The organism is Streptomyces shaanxiensis (assembly GCF_039537145.1).
Classification (GTDB): domain Bacteria; phylum Actinomycetota; class Actinomycetes; order Streptomycetales; family Streptomycetaceae; genus Streptomyces; species Streptomyces shaanxiensis.
The window spans coordinates 154,960-172,383 of record NZ_BAAAZY010000010.1 but is presented as its reverse complement, the minus strand read 5'-3'; the positions used below and the strand labels follow the sequence as shown (position 1 = coordinate 172,383).

General features: G+C 72.4%; 19 protein-coding genes. 6 read left to right on the top strand and 13 right to left on the bottom strand.

What is annotated here, in order from left to right:
- Positions 1–108: 108 nt before the first annotated feature.
- The gene (locus ABD932_RS14845; protein WP_345012691.1) at positions 109–552 is read right to left on the bottom strand and encodes a DUF6223 family protein; all 444 of its coding nucleotides are present in this window, start codon (positions 550–552) and stop codon (positions 109–111) included.
- Between the two features lie 289 nt (positions 553–841).
- On the opposite strand from ABD932_RS14845, the gene ABD932_RS14840 reads away from it, so the two are divergent.
- Together ABD932_RS14840 and ABD932_RS14835 are read left to right on the top strand one after the other, a co-directional pair.
- Positions 842–1,981 (top strand): sensor histidine kinase, encoded by a 1,140-nt coding sequence (locus ABD932_RS14840; protein WP_425587463.1) that lies wholly within the window; start codon positions 842–844, stop codon positions 1,979–1,981.
- Positions 1,978–2,646: a response regulator gene (locus ABD932_RS14835; protein WP_345012689.1), complete on the top strand. Its 669-nt coding sequence runs from the start codon at positions 1,978–1,980 to the stop codon at positions 2,644–2,646. The genes ABD932_RS14840 and ABD932_RS14835 overlap by 4 nt, the downstream gene beginning before the upstream one ends.
- On the opposite strand, the gene ABD932_RS14830 is transcribed toward ABD932_RS14835, so the two are convergent.
- On the bottom strand, positions 2,610–3,764 hold the full coding sequence (locus ABD932_RS14830; protein ID WP_345012687.1) for an acyltransferase family protein: 1,155 nt from the start codon (positions 3,762–3,764) through the stop codon (positions 2,610–2,612). The genes ABD932_RS14835 and ABD932_RS14830 overlap by 37 nt on opposite strands.
- A gap of 181 nt (positions 3,765–3,945) precedes the next feature.
- On the opposite strand from ABD932_RS14830, the gene ABD932_RS14825 reads away from it, so the two are divergent.
- A complete protein-coding gene (locus ABD932_RS14825) occupies positions 3,946–4,401 on the top strand; it encodes a tellurite resistance TerB family protein (protein ID WP_345012685.1) in 456 nt (151 codons plus the stop codon).
- A 37-nt stretch (positions 4,402–4,438) separates the two neighbouring features.
- On the opposite strand, the gene ABD932_RS14820 is transcribed toward ABD932_RS14825, so the two are convergent.
- Both ABD932_RS14820 and ABD932_RS14815 read right to left on the bottom strand, forming a co-directional pair.
- Positions 4,439–5,371 carry a M56 family metallopeptidase gene (locus ABD932_RS14820; protein WP_345012683.1) on the bottom strand — a complete coding sequence of 311 codons (933 nt, stop codon included), beginning with the start codon at positions 5,369–5,371 and terminating at the stop codon, positions 4,439–4,441.
- A 6-nt stretch (positions 5,372–5,377) separates the two neighbouring features.
- A complete protein-coding gene (locus ABD932_RS14815; protein WP_345012681.1) occupies positions 5,378–5,767 on the bottom strand; it encodes a BlaI/MecI/CopY family transcriptional regulator in 390 nt (129 codons plus the stop codon).
- A gap of 112 nt (positions 5,768–5,879) precedes the next feature.
- On the opposite strand from ABD932_RS14815, the gene ABD932_RS14810 reads away from it, so the two are divergent.
- The 3 genes from ABD932_RS14810 to ABD932_RS14800 all read left to right on the top strand — a co-directional run bounded on the left by ABD932_RS14810 (position 5,880) and on the right by ABD932_RS14800 (position 7,842).
- Complete coding sequence (locus ABD932_RS14810) at positions 5,880–6,110, top strand: twin-arginine translocase TatA/TatE family subunit (protein ID WP_345012679.1); 231 nt, start codon at positions 5,880–5,882, stop codon at positions 6,108–6,110.
- Between the two features lie 70 nt (positions 6,111–6,180).
- The gene (locus ABD932_RS14805; RefSeq protein ID WP_345012677.1) at positions 6,181–6,792 is read left to right on the top strand and encodes an HAD family hydrolase; all 612 of its coding nucleotides are present in this window, start codon (positions 6,181–6,183) and stop codon (positions 6,790–6,792) included.
- Positions 6,793–6,936: 144 nt separating this feature from the next.
- The gene (locus ABD932_RS14800) at positions 6,937–7,842 is read left to right on the top strand and encodes an amidohydrolase family protein (RefSeq protein WP_345012674.1); all 906 of its coding nucleotides are present in this window, start codon (positions 6,937–6,939) and stop codon (positions 7,840–7,842) included.
- Positions 7,843–7,898: 56 nt separating this feature from the next.
- On the opposite strand, the gene ABD932_RS14795 is transcribed toward ABD932_RS14800, so the two are convergent.
- The 9 genes from ABD932_RS14795 to ABD932_RS14755 form a co-directional block, all read right to left on the bottom strand.
- Positions 7,899–8,408 carry an O-acetyl-ADP-ribose deacetylase gene (locus tag ABD932_RS14795; protein ID WP_345012672.1) on the bottom strand — a complete coding sequence of 170 codons (510 nt, stop codon included), beginning with the start codon at positions 8,406–8,408 and terminating at the stop codon, positions 7,899–7,901.
- Between the two features lie 77 nt (positions 8,409–8,485).
- Entirely contained in the window at positions 8,486–9,673 is a 1,188-nt protein-coding gene (locus ABD932_RS14790; protein ID WP_345012670.1) for a cytochrome P450, read from the bottom strand.
- Positions 9,670–11,058, bottom strand: a complete 1,389-nt coding sequence (locus ABD932_RS14785; RefSeq protein WP_345012668.1) for an alkaline phosphatase family protein — start codon at positions 11,056–11,058, stop codon at positions 9,670–9,672. Before ABD932_RS14785 ends, ABD932_RS14790 begins: the two co-directional genes overlap by 4 nt.
- Positions 11,055–12,212, bottom strand: coding sequence for a metabolite traffic protein EboE (gene eboE / locus ABD932_RS14780; RefSeq protein ID WP_345012666.1), 1,158 nt, complete (start codon positions 12,210–12,212; stop codon positions 11,055–11,057). The genes ABD932_RS14785 and eboE overlap by 4 nt, the downstream gene beginning before the upstream one ends.
- 7 nt (positions 12,213–12,219) lie before the next feature.
- Positions 12,220–13,074 carry a TatD family hydrolase gene (locus ABD932_RS14775; protein ID WP_345012664.1) on the bottom strand — a complete coding sequence of 285 codons (855 nt, stop codon included), beginning with the start codon at positions 13,072–13,074 and terminating at the stop codon, positions 12,220–12,222.
- 2 nt (positions 13,075–13,076) lie between these two features.
- Positions 13,077–13,766 carry an EboA domain-containing protein gene (locus ABD932_RS14770; protein WP_345012662.1) on the bottom strand — a complete coding sequence of 230 codons (690 nt, stop codon included), beginning with the start codon at positions 13,764–13,766 and terminating at the stop codon, positions 13,077–13,079.
- Positions 13,767–13,861: 95 nt separating this feature from the next.
- Positions 13,862–14,758 (bottom strand): sugar phosphate isomerase/epimerase family protein, encoded by an 897-nt coding sequence (locus ABD932_RS14765; protein WP_345012660.1) that lies wholly within the window; start codon positions 14,756–14,758, stop codon positions 13,862–13,864.
- 32 nt (positions 14,759–14,790) lie between these two features.
- Positions 14,791–15,855 carry an SCO3242 family prenyltransferase gene (locus ABD932_RS14760; protein ID WP_345012658.1) on the bottom strand — a complete coding sequence of 355 codons (1,065 nt, stop codon included), beginning with the start codon at positions 15,853–15,855 and terminating at the stop codon, positions 14,791–14,793.
- A gap of 130 nt (positions 15,856–15,985) precedes the next feature.
- Entirely contained in the window at positions 15,986–17,398 is a 1,413-nt protein-coding gene (locus ABD932_RS14755; protein WP_345012656.1) for a phytoene desaturase family protein, read from the bottom strand.
- Positions 17,399–17,424 lie beyond the last annotated feature (26 nt).

The following is a 17,424-nucleotide window of genomic DNA, read 5'->3' as shown; positions in this document are numbered from 1 at the left end:
AGCCTCGGCACGGCGCCGTCGCCGCAGTCGGGCCGCGGCGGCGCTGTTGAGGAGGGCTGGTGCAAGGCCGGTCCGATGAAGAGCCGCCCCGGTCGGCGAGCAGCGCGGTCACCCGGTCCGACGGCCGTCCGGTGCGACCAGACGGCGGGACCGGGACCGGGCCAGTCCGCCGAGGACTACTCCGATCAGTCCCAGCACCATGGCCACGACACCCCCGCCCAGCCCGTTGCCGGTGCCGAGCCCGCCGTCGGCCGTGGCCACGACCAGCCCTCCGAGGGCCAGGGCGGTCAGCCCCGCCGCGGGCGGCACGACGGTGCCGAGTCGCCCGGAGGCGCTGAACCGGCCGGCGGGGCGGGCCAGCGCCACCACGCCGACGGCCGCACCGACCAGGCCCAGCACACCGGCCACGATGGCCACGACCCGCCCGGCGCTCAGGTCGGTGACACCGGCGGCGGACGGCTGGGCCGCAGCCTGCGCGACCGCCGGTGCGGCAAGCCAGAACCCTCCGAGCAGGGCGGCCGCGGTCGCGGTCAGCACACGCCGGACCGACATCGGGGCTCCTGATGCGCTCATGTCCCTCGCCTCTTTCCGTACGTCTCTCATGCGCGGCCTGCGTGGGCTTCTCGCTCACGCCCCGCGTTCGCGGTTCGGTCGTCACCCAGCGTGTCCTGCGGGCCCACCCCCGGTCGTCCCCCGCACGCAGGCACTTCGCGCTGCCACCGGCACCGTGCCCGTCTACCGCCGACGCCGCAGCCGCCTCGTCCGTACTGCGTGCGCGGTAGGCGACCGCTCATCCGCAGGCCGGATTCGCCCGCGTCGGGAACCCGGCTACGGTGCGCGCATGAGGACAGGCATGAGGACAGGTCTGTCCGGTCTCCCGCCCGGTGTCGGAGACTGGGTGATCGCCGGCTGCGTGGCGGCCGTGCTGCTGGTCACCGGGCTGTCCGAGCAGCACTCCGGCACGAGCCCCGAGGTGCTCGGGTACGCGTTGCTGGTGGCCGGCGGCCTGGCGCTGGCTGCGCGCCGCCGGGCTCCGGTTCCGGTGCTCGCGGTCACCGGAGCGTGCGCGGTGGGTTACCAGGCGGCCGGTTTCGACGTGCCCGCCGTCGCGTACCTGTTCGCGGTGTACGCGGCCGTACGGGCGGGGCACCGCACGGTCACGGTGGCGGCGAGCGTGCTCATGCTGGCCGCCCTGCCCGTCGCGGCCCTGGCCTCGGGTCTGCACGACACGGGCGAGGCGTTCGCGCAGGCCAGGGGCGCCCTGGAGGTGGCCTGGCTGATCGCTGCCGGTGCCGCGGGGGAAGCGCTGCGCCAGGCCGAGCGCCGGGCGGACGAGGCCGAGCGCACGCGGGAGGAGACCGCGCGCCGTCGCGCCGACGAGGAGCGGCTGCACATCGCCCGGGAACTGCACGACTCGCTCACCCACCAGATCTCGGTCGTCAAGCTGCAGTCCGAGGTCGCCGTCCACGCGGCCCGCAAGCGCGGCGAACCGGTACCGGAGGCGCTGCTGGCGATCCGGGAGGCCGGCCGGGAGGCGAGCCGGGAGCTGCGCGCGACCTTGGAGGCGCTGCGCGACGACGGCACGGCTCCGCCGCGCGGGCTGGACCACGTCCCGGAACTGGTCGAACGGGCCCGGGCCGGCGGCCTCGACGCGACGCTGACGATCGAGGGCCGGCGGCACGACGTGCCGGCCGCGGTGGACCGTACCGTCTACCGGATCGTCCAGGAGTCGCTCACCAACATCGCCCGGCACGCGGACGCCGCCACGGCGTCGGTCCGGGTCGACTACCGCCCGAACGCCCTCGCGGTGCGCGTCGACGACGACGGCCGGGCCACGCCGGGCACCGCCCCGACGCCCGGCGTCGGACTGCTCGGCATGCGCGAGCGGGTCACCGCCCTCGGCGGCCGGCTGCGTGCCGAACCGCGAGGCGAGGGCGGCTTCACCGTCCAGGCCGAACTCCCCGTGGACCGAACGTCATGATCCGTGTCCTGCTGGTCGACGACCAGTCGCTGATCCGCAGCGGATTCCGCGCGCTCCTCGACCTCGAGGACGACATCGAGGTGGTCGCCGAGGCCGCCGACGGCGAGGAGGGGCTGGCGCTGGCCCGGGAACACCTGCCCGACATCGCCCTGATCGACGTCCAGATGCCGGTCGTCGACGGCATCGAGGCGACCCGGCGCATCGCGGCGGACCCCGCCCTGAGCGGGGTGCACGTCGTCATCCTGACCAACTACGGCTTCGACGAGTACGTCTTCGACGCGCTGCGCGCCGGCGCGGCCGGATTCCTCGTCAAGGACATCGTGCCGGAGGACTTCGTCCACGCGGTGCGCGTCGCGGCGCGCGGCGACGCCCTGCTCGCGCCGTCGATCACCCGCAGGCTCATCGACCAGTACGTCACGCAGCCGCGCCACACCGGCCCCGCCGCCGGCGCCGGGCTGACGGAGCTGACCGGCCGCGAGCGGGAGGCCGTCGCCCTCGTCGCGCAGGGCCTGTCCAACGACGAGATCGCGGACCGCATGGTGATCAGCGCCCTGACCGCGAAGACCCACGTCAACCGCGCCATGGCCAAGCTCCACGCGCGCGACCGCGCCCAGCTCGTGGTCCTGGCCTACGAGTCCGGCCTGGTGGCCCCGCGTAACCGCTGAAGGGCGGCCGGCGGGAACCGGCGTGCCCGCCCGAGGAGGGCATGGGCGGACCGTGGGTCCGTCACCCGGCGGAAGACTCGCTGCACGGCGGGGGCGCACAGCGCGGTCATGACCGCCGCCGCGATCAGCGTGACGGTGACCTCGCCGGCCGGCTGCCGGACCCAGGCACCGTCGTACCAGCCCCAGAACTCCGCGCCCTGGGCGACGAAGCCGTGCAGCAGATAGCCGCACAGCGTGCCCGCGCCCAGCACGGTGAACCAGGTCCGGCGCCCCGGCACCCAGGCGAGGAAGCAGGCCACGAGCACGGCCGAGCAGCCGAAGGTGGCCAGGGTCATCACAGGCCCGCACCAGGCCGGGACGGCCAGTTCCTGCGCGCTGTCGCTGTGGAAGAACCAGGCGTAGTTCATCCGCGGGACCGCCCAGTACGCCACGGCGAGCGCGCAGAACAGGACCGGCACGGCCAGAAGGCGCACCTCGCGGCGGCGCACCAGCTCGAAGTGCTCCGGCTTCAGGGAGAGGCCCAGCACGAAGAACGGCAGGAACTGCAGCACGCGCTGGAGGTCGAGGTCGTCACCGATGGACGGTGAGACGGTCGCCAGCATGGCGAGACCGAGCGCGACCGGCATGGGCCACCGCACGAGGCGCCAGACGGGCGAGGTCAGCCGCCAGATGAACAGCGCCGCCAGGTACCAGGTCAGGTACAGCGGATCCAGCAGGCTGATCGACCGGTCGGGGTCGTGGGAGGTCCATCGGGTGAAACAGGTGTAGGCCACCTCGAAGACGACATACGGGACGACGAGCCCCGTCACCAGCCGCCTGATCTGCTCCGGGCGCGTGTCGAAGCCGCGCGAGAAGTAGCCGGAGAGCGTGCTGAACACCGGCATGTGGAAGGCGTAGACGAGCATGTACAGCGCGGTGACGGACCGGCTGCCCTCACGCAACGGCTCCCATGCGTGCCCCGTCGCCACCAGCAGGATCGCCAGGTACTTGGCGTTGTCGAGGTAGGGGTCCCGCACCTCGGCGCGTCTCGCTCCCGCCCCTGCGGACGACAGCGGCTGCCGCCGTCGTTCCGGTACGGCGGTGGCGTCAGTGACCGGTGTGGCGTCAGCGCGGAACATTGCCAGCACCCTAGCCATACACCTGAGCCCGCGTACAACCCCGCCGCCGCCCTCACGGAACCTCGATCCGGCCCCGGACGGGAACCCTCGCAAACCCTCCTGCTAACTTCTACATCACTGTAGAAGAAGCGGCCGCCCGGCACGGGCTGCCGCCGAAACCCCGTACCCGTTTGGAGTTCTCATGGCCCTGTGGGACCGCGTCAGGGAATCCGCATCGACGATGCAGACCCAGCTGCTGGCGAAGAAGAACGACCTCAAGAGCGGCGCCTTCCGCGACGCGAGCATGGCCATGTGCGCGCTCGTCGCCGCGGCCGACGGCACCGTCGACCCCTCCGAGCGACAGCGCGTGGCCCAACTGATCGCCGGCAACGAGGTGTTGGGGAACTTCCCCGCCGACGACCTGCGCCGGCGCTTCGAGGAGAACCTCGACCGGCTCGTCGCCGACTTCGAGTTCGGCAAGGTGAGCGTGCTGCAGGAGATCGCCAAGGCGCGCAAGAAGCCGGCCGAGGCGCGGGCCGTCGTCCAGATCGGCATCGTCATCGGCGGCGCCGACGGCCACTTCGACCAGGACGAGCGGGCCGTGGTGCGCGAGGCGTGCTACGCGCTCGACCTGCCGCCGCACGAGTTCGACCTCTGACCTGCCGAGACCCGCGCCGCTCGTGGGCGCCCCTCGCTCAGAGGGGTGTCGCCGCGCGCAGGATGAGGACCATCGTCACCGCCGAGTTCGCGGACGACATCGCCGATACGGCCGTCCCGGCGGCCGCGCCCCAGGCCGCGAGGCCCGCCGACGTGAACAGCGACGGCCAGCGCCGCACCGGCGGAGCCGGCCCGAGCAGCGCGGCCACCCGGCGTGGCACCGGCCCCGGCGCCGCGAACCCGGCCAGCGCCGTCGGCGGACCGCCGCGGGACACCAGTGCCGCCTTGCCGATCGCGCCGGCCACCGTCCGACGGCTACCGACCACCCGGGCCGCCTCTTCGTCCGCCCAGCGTTCCGCTGCGTACGCCACCGCCGTACGCAACGGGCGCAGGAACGGATTGGCACGCGCCGCCAGTTGGACGGTGAGCAGGAAGCGGTGGTGCCGGGCGGCCAGATGGGCCCGCTCGTGGGCGAACAGGGCCCGTCGTTCGGCGGGTTCGAGGCAGTCCAGCAGCGCGGTGGTCACCACCACGCGCCCCTGGCGACCGCCCGGCAGCGCGTAGGCGTACGGCACCTCGTCGGGGAGTACGGCGACTCCCGTCCCGGGCAGCCCGGCGAGCGCCCGGTGGGCGCGGCGACGGACCCGGCGGTGCCGCCACAGCGTCCGGCCGCAGGCCACGACCACCGCGCACAGTGCCGGGATCGCCGCCTTGCCGACGACCTCGTCGTACGGCACCGCCGCCCGCACCTCGGGGTCCGACCAGCCGTCGGGCAGCGGGTTGCCGGGCAGTTGGGCGGTGCCCACGACCATCACCAGGGCCAGGCACACCGTGCTGCACAGCGCCATCACCGCGGCGACGCCGGTGAGCAGCCTCGCGGCGGTACGGGGATGCAGATGCTGCTCGGCCAGGCGTGCGATCGGCCACGCCGTGAGCGGCAGGACGAGCGGCAGAAAGGCGAAGACCCCCATGAGGCGTCAGTCTTCCCCTTCGCTCCGGGAGTGCCCCAGCAGCTCACGCAGCAGCCGCTCGTCGTCCTGCCCCAAGCCGGTGACGAAGCTGGCCAGGACGGCCTCCCGGTCGCTCTCGGCATCCAGCACCTTGCGCATCCGGTGTGCCGCGAGGCCCGCCTCGTCCGAGGCCGGCGTCCAGGCGAAGGACCGGCCCGCCCGCTCCCGGGTCACCGCACCCTTGGCCAGCAGACGGGTCAGGATCGTGATCACCGTCGTGTAGGCGAGGTCCCCGCCGAGCCGCTCCTGCACCCAGCCGGCCGTCGCCGGCCCGTCCGCCTCCCGCAGCACCGACAGGACCAGCACCTCCAGCTCGCCCTGCCCCCGGCGCCGGGGGCGCTGCCGGCGATCCGTCATGCCCTGTCTCCTTTCCACCGAAAGACATTCTACAGTACTGTAGATTTCAAGGGTATGCTGTCCTGGCCGCGCCGGCGCACATCACCCGGCTCACCAGAAGGACAGGACCCTCATGTTCGGACTGAGCGAACTCGCGATCATCCTCCTCGTCGTCATAGCCGTCCTCTGCGCGAAGAAGCTCCCCGAACTGGCCCGCTCGGCGGGCAAGTCGGCACGCATCCTGAAGGCCGAGGCCAGGGCGATGAAGGACGAGGACGATCCGGCCACGCCCCAGGTGATCCAGGGGGAGACCGTCACCCCGGACGAGCCGAAGCCCCAGGGGACGCAGCAGCCCCGGCCATGAGGTGCTGCGCCGGCCGTCGGAGACCGGATCCGCCGGCAGCAACACCCTCCGCGACGACGGGAGACCGGCCGTGAGCCGAACCGAGCGCGTCGACGCGTTCGTCCTCGACCTCTTCGGCGTGATCATCGGGTTCGACAACGACATCGTGCCCGCGCGACTGGCCAGGCACTGCGCCGACCCCGACGACGCCCTCCGACGCCTCGACGGACTCATGGCCCGCCGCGAGATCATCACCGGCGAGGTGAGCCTGCGGCAGGTGCATCGCCGGCTCGTCCAGGCACACGGACTCGCCTTGACGTACCGGCAGTTCGAGGACGCCTGGCTCGAGCCCTACTCCTGGCCGATGCCCGGCATGGCCGGCCTCGTCGAAGCGCTGGCCGAGAATCACCGCCTCGTGCTGCTGTCCAATGTCGACCGCGCCTACTGGCAGGTCGTTCGGGCCATGCATCCGGAGCTGGGGTGCTTCACCGAGCTACTGGTGTCCTGCGACCTCGGGTACGCGAAGCCGGACTCGGAGGCCTTTCTGCACGCGAGCAGGGCGGCGAAGGCCGACCCGGCACGCTGCCTCTTCGTCGACGACACCCGGGCGAACGTGGACGCGGCTCGGCTACTGGGCTTCCGGACGCACTGGTTTCACGACGCCTCCGGGCTTCGGCGGGCGCTGCGGGGCTCGACGTCGTAGGAGGGACGGAAACCGGCGTCGAACGGCGCCCTCCTGCGCTGCGGGGAAAGATGTCGCTCCGTGGGCTCCGAAGTGACGGATCCCTCAAGGATCTCTTCCGCGAGAGGGTGGACCGCCGACTCACCGGGGACGATCGTGGGCGACGTGAACGATCACCGCGAGGATGTGCCCGTGGACGGGGATGCCGGCGAGGTCCGCCGTTTCTGGGAGCGACTCGGTCTTCCCGGGCTGGTCGACGTCCACACGCACTTCATGCCCGAGCGCGTCCTGCGCAAGGTGTGGGGCTACTTCGACACGCTCGGACCACTGACCGGTGGAGTCGAATGGCCGATCACCTACCGCAAGCAGGAAGCGGAACGCACGGCCCTGCTCAGGGAGTTCGGCGTACGGGCCTTCACCGCGATGCTCTACCCGCACAAGCCCGGCATGGCCCGGTGGCTGAACGCCTGGGCGGCCGACTTCGCCCGCCGCACCCCCGACTGTCTGCACACCGCCACCCTCTTCCCCGAGCCGGACGTCGAGGCATACGTCCGGGAGGCCGTCGAGGCGGGCGCGCGCGTCTTCAAGGCGCATGTGCAGGTGGGAGCGTACGACCCGGCCGATCAACTCCTCGACCCCGCTTGGGGGCTGCTGGCCGAGGCCCGGATCCCCGTGGTGATCCACTGCGGCTCCGGGCCCGCGCCCGGCAAGCACACCGGCCCCGAGCCGATCAACGGGGTTCTGGCGCGGCATCCCCGGCTGCGGCTGATCGTCGCGCATCTGGGCATGCCCGAGTACGAGGAGTTCCTCGGCCTCGCCGAGCGGTACGGCGAGGTACGACTGGACACGACGATGGCGTGCACCGACTTCACCGAGGGGTTCATGCCGTTTCCCCGCCGGGCCCTGCCCAGACTGTCCGCGCTCGGCGACCGCGTCCTGCTCGGCTCCGACTTCCCCAACATCCCCTATCCGTACGTGCACCAGCTGCACGCCCTGGAACGCCTGGGGCTCGGAGAGGAGTGGCTGCGGGCTGTGTGCCACGACAACGCGGCGGAGCTGTTCCGGGTGTGAGCCCCGTCGTGTGAGTTCGTGTGAGTACGTGTGAGTTCGTGCGAGCTTCGTCGCGGTCAGCTGACGTGCCGGGCGAACGCGTCGTACGCCTTCTCGTCGAACAGGACGAACCTGACCTCCTCGACCGCCGTCTCCGTCGCCCGCACCGTCTCCACGGCGATCCGGGCGGCGTCCTCCATCGGCCACCCGTAGATGCCCGCCGAGACGGCCGGGAAGGCTACGGTTCGGGCACCCAGCTCGTCCGCCACCCGCAACGACTCCCGGTAGCAGGACGCAAGCAGCTCCGACCGGTCCTCCTCGGGGGTGAAGCGCGGGCCCACCGTGTGGATCACCCACCGCGCGTCCAGCTTCCCCGCCGTCGTGGCGACCGCCTGCCCCACCCGCAGGCCCTTGCCGTAGTGGGAGGCTCGCAGCTTGCGGCACTCGGCGAGGATCTCGGGGCCGCCGCGACGGTGGATCGCGCCGTCGACTCCTCCCCCGCCGAGGAGGGAGGAGTTCGCGGCGTTCACGATCGCGTCGACGCTCTCGCGCGTGATGTCCCCTTGGACGAGCCTGATGGTGGTCATGACTGCCTCTATATCAGCCGTATCAGGCCATGAGCCGGACCGACCGGCCGTATCGGTGCGGTCGGCCCGGCCCGGGTTCACCGCCAGGCGACCGGCAGCGCGCGCACCCCGTGGACCGTGCTGGCGGAGAGGGCCAACGACTCCTCAGGGGCCGTCATCCGCAGGCTCGGGAGCCTGCGGAACAGGGTGGACAGGCCCAGGCGGAGTTCGGCGCGGGCGAGCGACTGGCCGAGGCACTGGTGCAGGCCGTGGCCGAAGGCGAGGTGGCCGGCCGCGTCGCGGTGGACGTCGAGGGCGTCGGGGGTGGAGTAGAGGGACGGGTCGCGGTTGGCGGCCTGCAACGCCACCACCACACCCTCCCCCGCACCGATGCGGACCCCGGACAGCTCGACGTCCTCCGTGGCGACCCGCCGTATCCCGGAGTGGATGACCGTCAGATGGCGCAGGAGCTCCTCCACCGCCCCCGGCCACAGGGAGTCGTCGGCGCGCAGGGCGTCCAGTTGGGCCGGGTTCCGCAGCAGGGCGATCACGGCCAGCGGGAACATGTTCGCCGTCGTCTCGTGGCCGGCCAGCAGGAGCAGGGAGACCATGCCCGTGGCCTCGTCGAGCGTGGCCTCGCCGGTGGCCACGCGCTCGGTGGCCAGGCGGGAGACGAGGTCGTCGGCGGGGTCCTGCGTGCGCCGTTCGATGAGGGCGCGCAGGTAACCGTAGAGCGCCATGCGCGCGGCCATCGCCTCGGCCGGGTCACCGGCCACGCTGGTGAGGGCGTTGGACTTCTCGCGGAAGAAACCGTGGTCCTCGTACGGGACGCCGAGCAGTTCGCAGATGGCCAGGGTCGGGAGGGGCAGCGCGTACGACGCCACCAGGTCCGCTTCCGTCGCACCGCCGTCCGTCATCGCGTCCAGCAGGTCGTCGCAGATCCGCCGGATCGCGCCCTCCATCTGCTCGATGCGCCGGAAGGTGAAGTCGGGGATCAGCATGCGGCGCAGCCGGGTGTGGTCCGGCGGGTCCATCTGGTGGAAGAGGCCGGGGGCCTGCGGCGGTGCTCCGGGGCGGGTGTGGGGGAACTTCGGGTGGTTGGCGTCGGCGCTGAAGCGCGGGTCCGCGAGGACCGTACGGGCGTCCTCGTGGCCGGTGACGAGCCAGGGGCTGTTGTCGCCCCAGATCGTCACCCGGCGGACCGGCTCCTCGGACTGCCACTTGGCGTATTCGGGGGCCGGGTCGAGCAGGGGGCGGATCGTGGGGAGGGGCGGATGGGTCGTCATTTCTCCGTACCTTCCGTGTGCAGGCCTGCGAGGCCCAGCAGCAGGGACTTGACCTCCGTGGCGGCGTACGCCTCCCGCGCCCGGTCCGGCTCCGAACACAGCAGTACGGGGCCGTAGGCGGGGTCGGCGGGCAGGCGGCCGTGGCTGCCGCGGACGCCGGACGGGTCGAGCGGGACCGTCTTGAGTCGGTAGCGGAAGCCGAGCTTCTTGCGGGCCACCTGGCCGACGGCGCGCAGCTTCACCGCGGGGACGGTCTCGTCGTAGAGGAGCTCGGCGGGGTCGTAGCCGGGCTTGCGGTGGATCTCGACCTGGCGGGCGAAGTCGGGGGCGCGCTCGTCGTCCAGCCAGTAGTAGTACGTGAACCAGGCGTCGGGGTCGGCGAGTGCGACGAGTTCGCCCGAGCGCTCGTGGTCCAGGCCGTGGGCCGCCTTGCCCTCGGCGCCCAACACCCGCTCCACGCCGTCCAGTTCGGCGACCATCTTCGACACCGCCTCGATGTCGGCGGGGTCGCGGACGTAGACGTGGGCGACCTGGTGGTCGGCGACCGCGAACGCGCGCGACGTCCACGGGTCGAGGTACTCCATGCCGTCCTGCGTGTACACCTCCAGCAGCCCGGCCCGGCGCAGGGCGCGGTTGATGTCGACCGGACGGGACGCGGGCGTGATGCCGTACTCGCTGAGCACGACGACCGTGGCGCCCTCGCGTCGGAAATGGTCGAGCAACGGGCGCAGGGAGTCGTCGAGTTGACGGGCGGCGCGGATGGTGGCGGGCGAGTCCGGGCCGGAGCGCTGGGGCTCGTAGTCCATCTGCGGGATGTAGACGAGCGTGAGGTCGGGGCGCTTCTCGTCGAAGACCTGGCGGGCCGCGGCCAGGATCCACTGGGTGGAGGGTATGCCCGCGTTCGGGCCCCAGTAGGTGAACAGGGGGAACGGGCCGAGCCGGTCGGTGAGTTCGTCGTGCAGGGACGGCGGCCAGGTGTAGCAGTCGGGTTCCTTGGCGCCGTCCGAGTAGTAGATGGGGCGCGGGGTGACCGTCCAGTCGACGTCGGCGCCCATCGCGTACCACCAGCAGATGTTGGCGACCTTGTAGTCGGGGTTGGTCCTCCGGGCCGTCTCCCAGATCTTCTCGCCGCCGACGAGGGCGTTGTGCTGGCGCCACAGCATGACTTCGCCGAGGTCGCGGAAGTACCAGCCGTTGGCCACCGCGCCGTGTGTGGACGGGGGTTCGCCGGTGAGGAGGGTGGACTGGACGGTGCAGGTCACGGCCGGGAGCACGGTGTCGAGCCGGGCCTGGAAGCCGCGTTCGCCGAGGGCGGCGACGGCCGGCATGTGCTCCAGGAGTTTCGGGGTGAGGCCGACGATGTCGAGTACGACCACGCGGTTCATGAGGGGTCCTCCTTGAGGCCGAGGCCGGTCAACCGGTCACGGGCCCAGGCGAGTTCGGCGGCGATGCCGCCGGGCAGATCGGCGGGCGGTTCGGGGAGGACGGACCAGGTGTAGGTCTCGACCTCGATGTGGTCGCAGTCGGCCGAGGCGCCGCCCAGCAGTCCGGCGAAGACCTGGTCGAGCTGGTCGGCGGTGGTACGGAGTGGGGGTTCGGGTCGCGAGTGCAGCGGGGCGTGGAAGTGGACCCGCCAGGGGCCGCCGTCCGCGGGAAGCCCGCCGTCGAGGGCGTCCGGGAGGTCGTCCACGCCCAGCACCTCCCCGTCGGCCGCCGTGCGGGTCTGGTGCAGGAACCGGGGTTCGGCGAGCCGGTGCAGGGCCGCGCGGGCGGCGGGGTCGGCGGGGTCCGCGGCCTCCACGGCGCAGGACGCCTGGAGCTTGACCACGGGCATGCCGGCGTCCGCGAGCCTCCGCAGCGCCTCCCCCGGCTGCTCGAACTGGACGGCGAGATGGCAGGCGTCGAGGCAGATGCCGAGCCGGTCGGGGTCCAGTCCGCCCAGTTCCCGTACCGCCTGGGTGGTGGTCTCGACGACGCACCCGGGTTCCGGCTCGAAGCCGACGCGGATACGGCGCCCCGTCCACGCCTCCAGCGCCGCGAGCCCGGTGGTCAGCCGCTCCAGGGCGTGCCGGGCCTCCTCCGCGCAGGCGGGCGTCCACGGGGTGCGCCAGGCCAGCGGCAGGGTGGAGACGCTGCCGTGGCCGACGTCGTCGGGGAGGAGGGCGGCGAGGACGCGGGCGCAGTCCAGGGTGTACTTCAGCCGGGCCTCGTCGGCCCAGTCGGGCAGGTACACGTCCTTCTTGACGACCTCGCGGTGGAATCCGGTGTATGGGAAGGCGTTGAGGGTGACGGTCTCCAGGCCGCGCGCCCGCAGTTCGCTCTTCAGCCGCCCCAACGCGGCCTCGTCGTCGGCGAGTTCGGTGACGACCGGGCGGGCCAGCCACAGCCCGATGCCGAGCCGGCCGGCGCCGAGGCGTTCCCGTACGGGCTCGGCGTACTCGGCGAGCTGGGCGATGACGCCCTGGAGGTCCTCCGCCTGGTGGACGTTGCTGCAGTAGCCGAGGTGGACGGTGGTGCCGTCCGGATGCAGGAAGCGCATCGGATGCTCACGCTCCCCCGCGACGTATGGAGTTGCCCTGGAAGGTGGCCTCCTCGTCCGGCTTGGGCTCGTCCAGCTCCAGCCGCCCGCTCTGGCCGTAGAAGGCGACCGGGTTGCGCCACAGCACCTCGTCGACGACGTCGTCGCCGAATCCGGCGGCGAGCATGGCGTCCGCGGTCTTCCGGGTCTTCAGCGGATCGGAACGACCCCAGTCCGCGGCCGAGTTGACCAGCACCCGCCCGGTCCCGTGCTCCTTGAGGATCTCGACCATCCGGTCCTCGCTCATCTTGGTCTTCGGGTAGATCGAGAACCCGGCCCAGCAGCCGCTGTCGAGGACCATGCCGACGGTGAGCTCGTTGAGGTGGTCGAGGACGACGAGTTCGGGGGCGATGCCCGACTCCCGTACGACGTCCAGGGTGCGCCGGGTGCCGGCCGCCTTGTCGCGGTGCGGGGTGTGCACGAGGGCGGGCAGCTCGTGCGCGATGGCGAGCTGGAGCTGGCGGGCGAGCGCCTCGTCCTCCTCCGGGGTCATCGAGTCGTAGCCGATCTCGCCGACGGCGACGACCCGGTCCTTGGCGAGGTAGCGGTCCAGTTCGTCGAGGACCGGCACGCAGCGGGGGTCGTTCGCCTCCTTCGGGTTGAGCGCGATCGTGCAGAAGTGCTGGATGCCGAACTGGGCGGCGCGGTACGGCTCCCAGCCCAGCAGCCCGTCGAAGTAGTCGTAGAAGCTCTCGGGCGAGGTACGCGGCTGGCCCAGCCAGAAGGCGGGCTCGACGACGGCGCGCACTCCGGCGGCGTACATCGCCTCGTAGTCGTCGGTCGTCCGGGAGGTCATGTGGATATGGGGGTCGAAGATGCGCACGGTCAGCCCTCTTCCTTGAGTACGTCCGTGAGTGCGTGCTGGAGTTCTGCGCGGCCGCCGACGACGTCCGGGAAGGCCTGGACGACGGGCAGGATGTCCTGGGGTACGGCCCGTCCCGCGACGACCCGCTCGTGGGCGAAGTCGGCGAGCATACGGGCCAGTTCGCGATCGGCCCGGGTGTCGAGGCCGGTGACGCGGTCGAGCGGGATCTCGCAGAAGACGCACTTCAGTACGGCTTGGCGGTACTCGGCGTCCGGGAGGTGCGCGGCGGCGTACGGGCCGAGGGCGGCCTCGATCAGGGTGGTGTCGTTGCCGCGCAGGGCCTCCCGTACGAGGGGCAGGGCGAGGTCGCCCAGGTCGAGCAGCGGCAGGGCGCGCAGGACGGCGCGCTGCTCGGCCGGGTCACCGTGCCGGTGGAGGCGGGCGACCTCGTCGGCGAGGGCCTGGCCGCGCAGGGGCAGCGCGGTGAGCAGGACGGCCCGGGCGGCCTCGTCGACGGACCAGTGCTCGTCGAGATGCCCGTGCCCGCAGCGCCTTCGGACGGCCGGGAAGAGACGCCGCACGGCGACGGGATCGGCGGCGACCTGGGCGGCGCTCTCGTCCAGCCAGGTGCGGGCCGTGTCGTCCAGTACGGCGATCAGGGCGGGGTGGGGATCCGGCGGGGCCGTGGGGGACGCGGTCGGGACAGCCATGGGACGACAACCTCCTGGGAGGTGGGAGGGGTTGGGCCGGAGGGAGAAAGGTGGCGGAGGGGGTGCTTCTACGGCGTCCACGCGACCGTGGCGGTCTAAGCGGACGCGCCGGCCTGCTCGACCGCGGCCCGCTGTTCGGCCGCGGCACTCTGTTCGGCCGCGCGCAGGAACTCGATCGAGCGGCGGGCGACGTCGGGTGCGTCGAGCGAGCCGCCCTGGATCTCCACGGAGACCAGACCGCGGTTTCCGAGCTCACGGAGGGCGGCCAGGACGGGCGGGAAGTCGATCTCGCCGGTGCCGAATTCGAGGTGCTGGTGGACGCCGCGCCGCATGTCCTCGATCTGCACGTTGCGCAGGAGCGGCGCCGCCTGCCGCACGCAGTCCAGCACGGGCCGTTCCTCCACGCAGTGCGCGTGGCCGATGTCCAGGGTGATCCCGAACAGCTCGTGCCCGTCCACCAGTTGGGCCAGGTGCAGGCAGCGTTCCACGGTGTCGACGAACATGTACGGCTCCGGCTCGAAGGCCAGCGCCACTCCGTACTTCTCCGCGCTCTCCAGCACGGCCTCCACACCCGCCGCGAGCCGCTGCCACGCGTGCTGCTCCGGCAGCCCGTCCGGCACCGGGCCGCTGCACAGGTGAACGGTGGGCGAGCCGAGGTCGGCCGCGATGCGCAGCGCGCGGCACAGCAGGTCGATCCTGCTCTCGGAGCCCTCCGACATCAGCGTCGGCAGATGCTTGCCCCACGGGTCGAGGAAGTAGGGCGCGCCCGTCTCCACCGTGACATCGAGGCCGTGCCGCCCGAGCTGCCGGGCGAGGGTGGTGACGCGCCGGGGCAGGTCGTCGGCGTAGGGGTCGAGGTGGTTGTGGTCGAGGGTGAGGGCGACGCCGTCGTAGCCGAGATCGGCGAGGACGACCAGGACGTCGGTCAGCCGGTGATGCGTGAAGCCGTTGGTGCCGTAGCCGAACTTGAGGGAGGTGGGGGGAGGTCTCATGGTGCCGGTTCCTGACACGGAGGTGGTGGGTCTCAGGTGGGGGATATGCGCCGGGCCAGCCGTCGCGCGAGGGGGTGGACGACGCCGAGCGCCGCGGCGACGACAGGCGCTCCACCGCGCGCGGTCAGCGCCGCCTGAAGGGGCATCAGCCCGAGGATCCCGGCCCCGACGGCACTCCGTACGTTCTCGGCCGAGGGCGCCTGCACGGCGCGGGCCTGGGCGGTGCCGTAGGTACCGAGGTAGGCGAGGGCGCCCGCAGCGGTGAGGGCAGTCCGGAGCTTCTTGGAACGGGCGGCAACGGCAACGCCCTTAAGGGGCGCGGGGCTGTGCCGACTTGCGGCTCCGCCGCGGGGCGCGACAAGCCACGACGGCGCAGCAGACGGCAGGCGACTTTTCCCGGCACTGCCGGCATCCGCTCCGGCAATCGGAACGGCCGTGGCAACCGCAGTCGCCGTCGACACAGCAAGGGTCCTGATCGGAATCCGCACCGGCGCACCGGAGATCTCATGTCGACTGAGCGCCATCAACGTGCCGGTATGCGCACCGATCAGCGCGGCAGGCACGGCGGCACGACGCAGCGCGGCACCAACCGATCCGGCACCGGGCCCAGGAACGACCGCTCCCGCCAGAACATCCAGAACCCGAGCCCCCGCCATGGCGAAGCCCCCCGCCGGGGTGGACTTGAGCTTCAGGTCATACGCCCACACCAGCCCCGCCAAAGGCAGCGCAGCGCCCACGCTGCGGCGCCCTCCCGCCGCCGCGGCCAGCCCGATCCCCGCCGCCGTGAGCCCACCGGCCACGGCGAGAGCGGTGCGGCGCGGGACACGCCCCGACGGCACCGGTCGTTCGGGCCGCTCGACGGAGTCGACCGTGGCGTCGACGTAGTCGTTGAGGGCCATTCCGGCCCAGTAGAGACACACGGAGGAACCGATCACTCCGAGGGTACGGACACCCAGGGGGCGTCCGGCGGCGGCCGCTCCCGCGATCACGTCACCGGGGACACTCAGCGCGGCCGGCGCTCTGACCAGCAGCGCGAGGTCGGCGAGGCGCACGGCAGACCGGGATCCGCAGCGGACAACCGCTTTCCGATCTTTCATGGCCGCACCTTACTCGCAGCCGTTGACCATTCAGGTACCTACCCCCCGGTAAGAGAAGTGACAAAGAAGACACGGAATTTGCTTACCCTGAGGCAAGAACTGGCGGTAAACGTGGGTCGTTTGACCGGTCTCACGGCTGCTGCCTCAGCCGACGCCACACCGCCTTGGCCGCGTTGTGCCCCGACATGCCGTGCACACCCGGTCCGGGCGGGGTCGCCGACGAGCAGATGTAGACCGCCGGGTGCGGAGTGCTGTAAGGGGAGAGCGACAGCTTGGGGCGCAGCAGGAGCTGGAGCCCGGAGGCCGCGCCGGAGGCGATGTCGCCGCCGACGTAATTGGCGTTGCGGGCGGCGAGTTCGGCCGGCCCCGCCGTCGCGCGGGCGAGGACGCGGTCACGGAACCCCGGTGCGAAGCGCTCCAGTTGACGCTCCAGCGCGTCCGTGAGGTCTCCGGTCCAACCGTTCGGCACGTGGCCGTACGCCCAGAAGACGTGCTTGCCCTCGGGCGCCCGGGTGGGGTCGACGACACTGGGCTGCACCGTGATCATGAACGGTTTGTCGGGCGCCCGGCCCTCCCGGGACGCGGCGCGCAGCGCGGCGCCGATCTCCGCGCTGCTCCCGCCGATCTGCACGGTCCCCGCGCGCCGGGCCTCGGGCGCGGTCCAGGGCACCGGGCCGTCCAGCGCGTAGTCGATCTTGAAGGCGGCGGCGCCGTAGCGATAGCCCTCGTAGTACCGGCCGAAGCCGGCGATGCGGGCCAGGGCGGTGGGTGAGGTGTCGAAGACGTACGCCCGGGCGGGCGGCAGGTCGTCGAGCCGCTTGACCTCGTAGTCGGTGTGGACGGCGCCGCCGAGGTCCTCGAGATACGCGGTGAGGGCGTCGGAGATGGACTGGGAGCCGCCGCGAGCCAGGGGCCAGCCGCGGGCGTGGGCGGAGAGGGCGAAGACCAGGCCGATGGCGCCGGTGGCGAAGCCGCCGAGCGGCCCCATGACGTGGGCGACGAGGCCGGAGAACAGGGTCCTGGCCCGCTCGTCCCGGAAGCGGCGCATCAGCCAGGTCGCCGGGGGCAGGCCGACGAGGCCGAAGCGGGCGAGGGTGACCGGGTCGCGCGGGAGCGCGGTGAGAGGCAGGGACATGAAGTCACGGGCCAGCGTGTCCCACTTGGGCAGGAACGGCTCGACCAGCCTGCGGTACGTGCCCGCGTCGCGCGGTCCGAAGGAGGCGGCGGTCTCGGCGACGGACCGGGACAGCACGGCGGCGCTGCCGTCGGTGAAGGGGTGCGCCATCGGCAGCTCGGCGTGCAGCCACTGAAGGCCGTAGCGGTCGAGCGGCATCGCCCGGAACGCGGGTGAGTTGATGCCGAGGGGGTGTGCGGCGGAGCACGGGTCGTGCCGGAAGCCGGGGAGGGTCAGCTCCTCCGTGCGGGCTCCCCCGCCCACGGTGTCACGCGCCTCGAACACGGCCACGGAGAAGCCCCGGCGGGCCAGCTCCACGGCAGCGGTCAGTCCGTTCGGCCCCGCACCCACCACGACCGCATCGAGCATCGACGGCACCTTCGGACCCCTTCGTC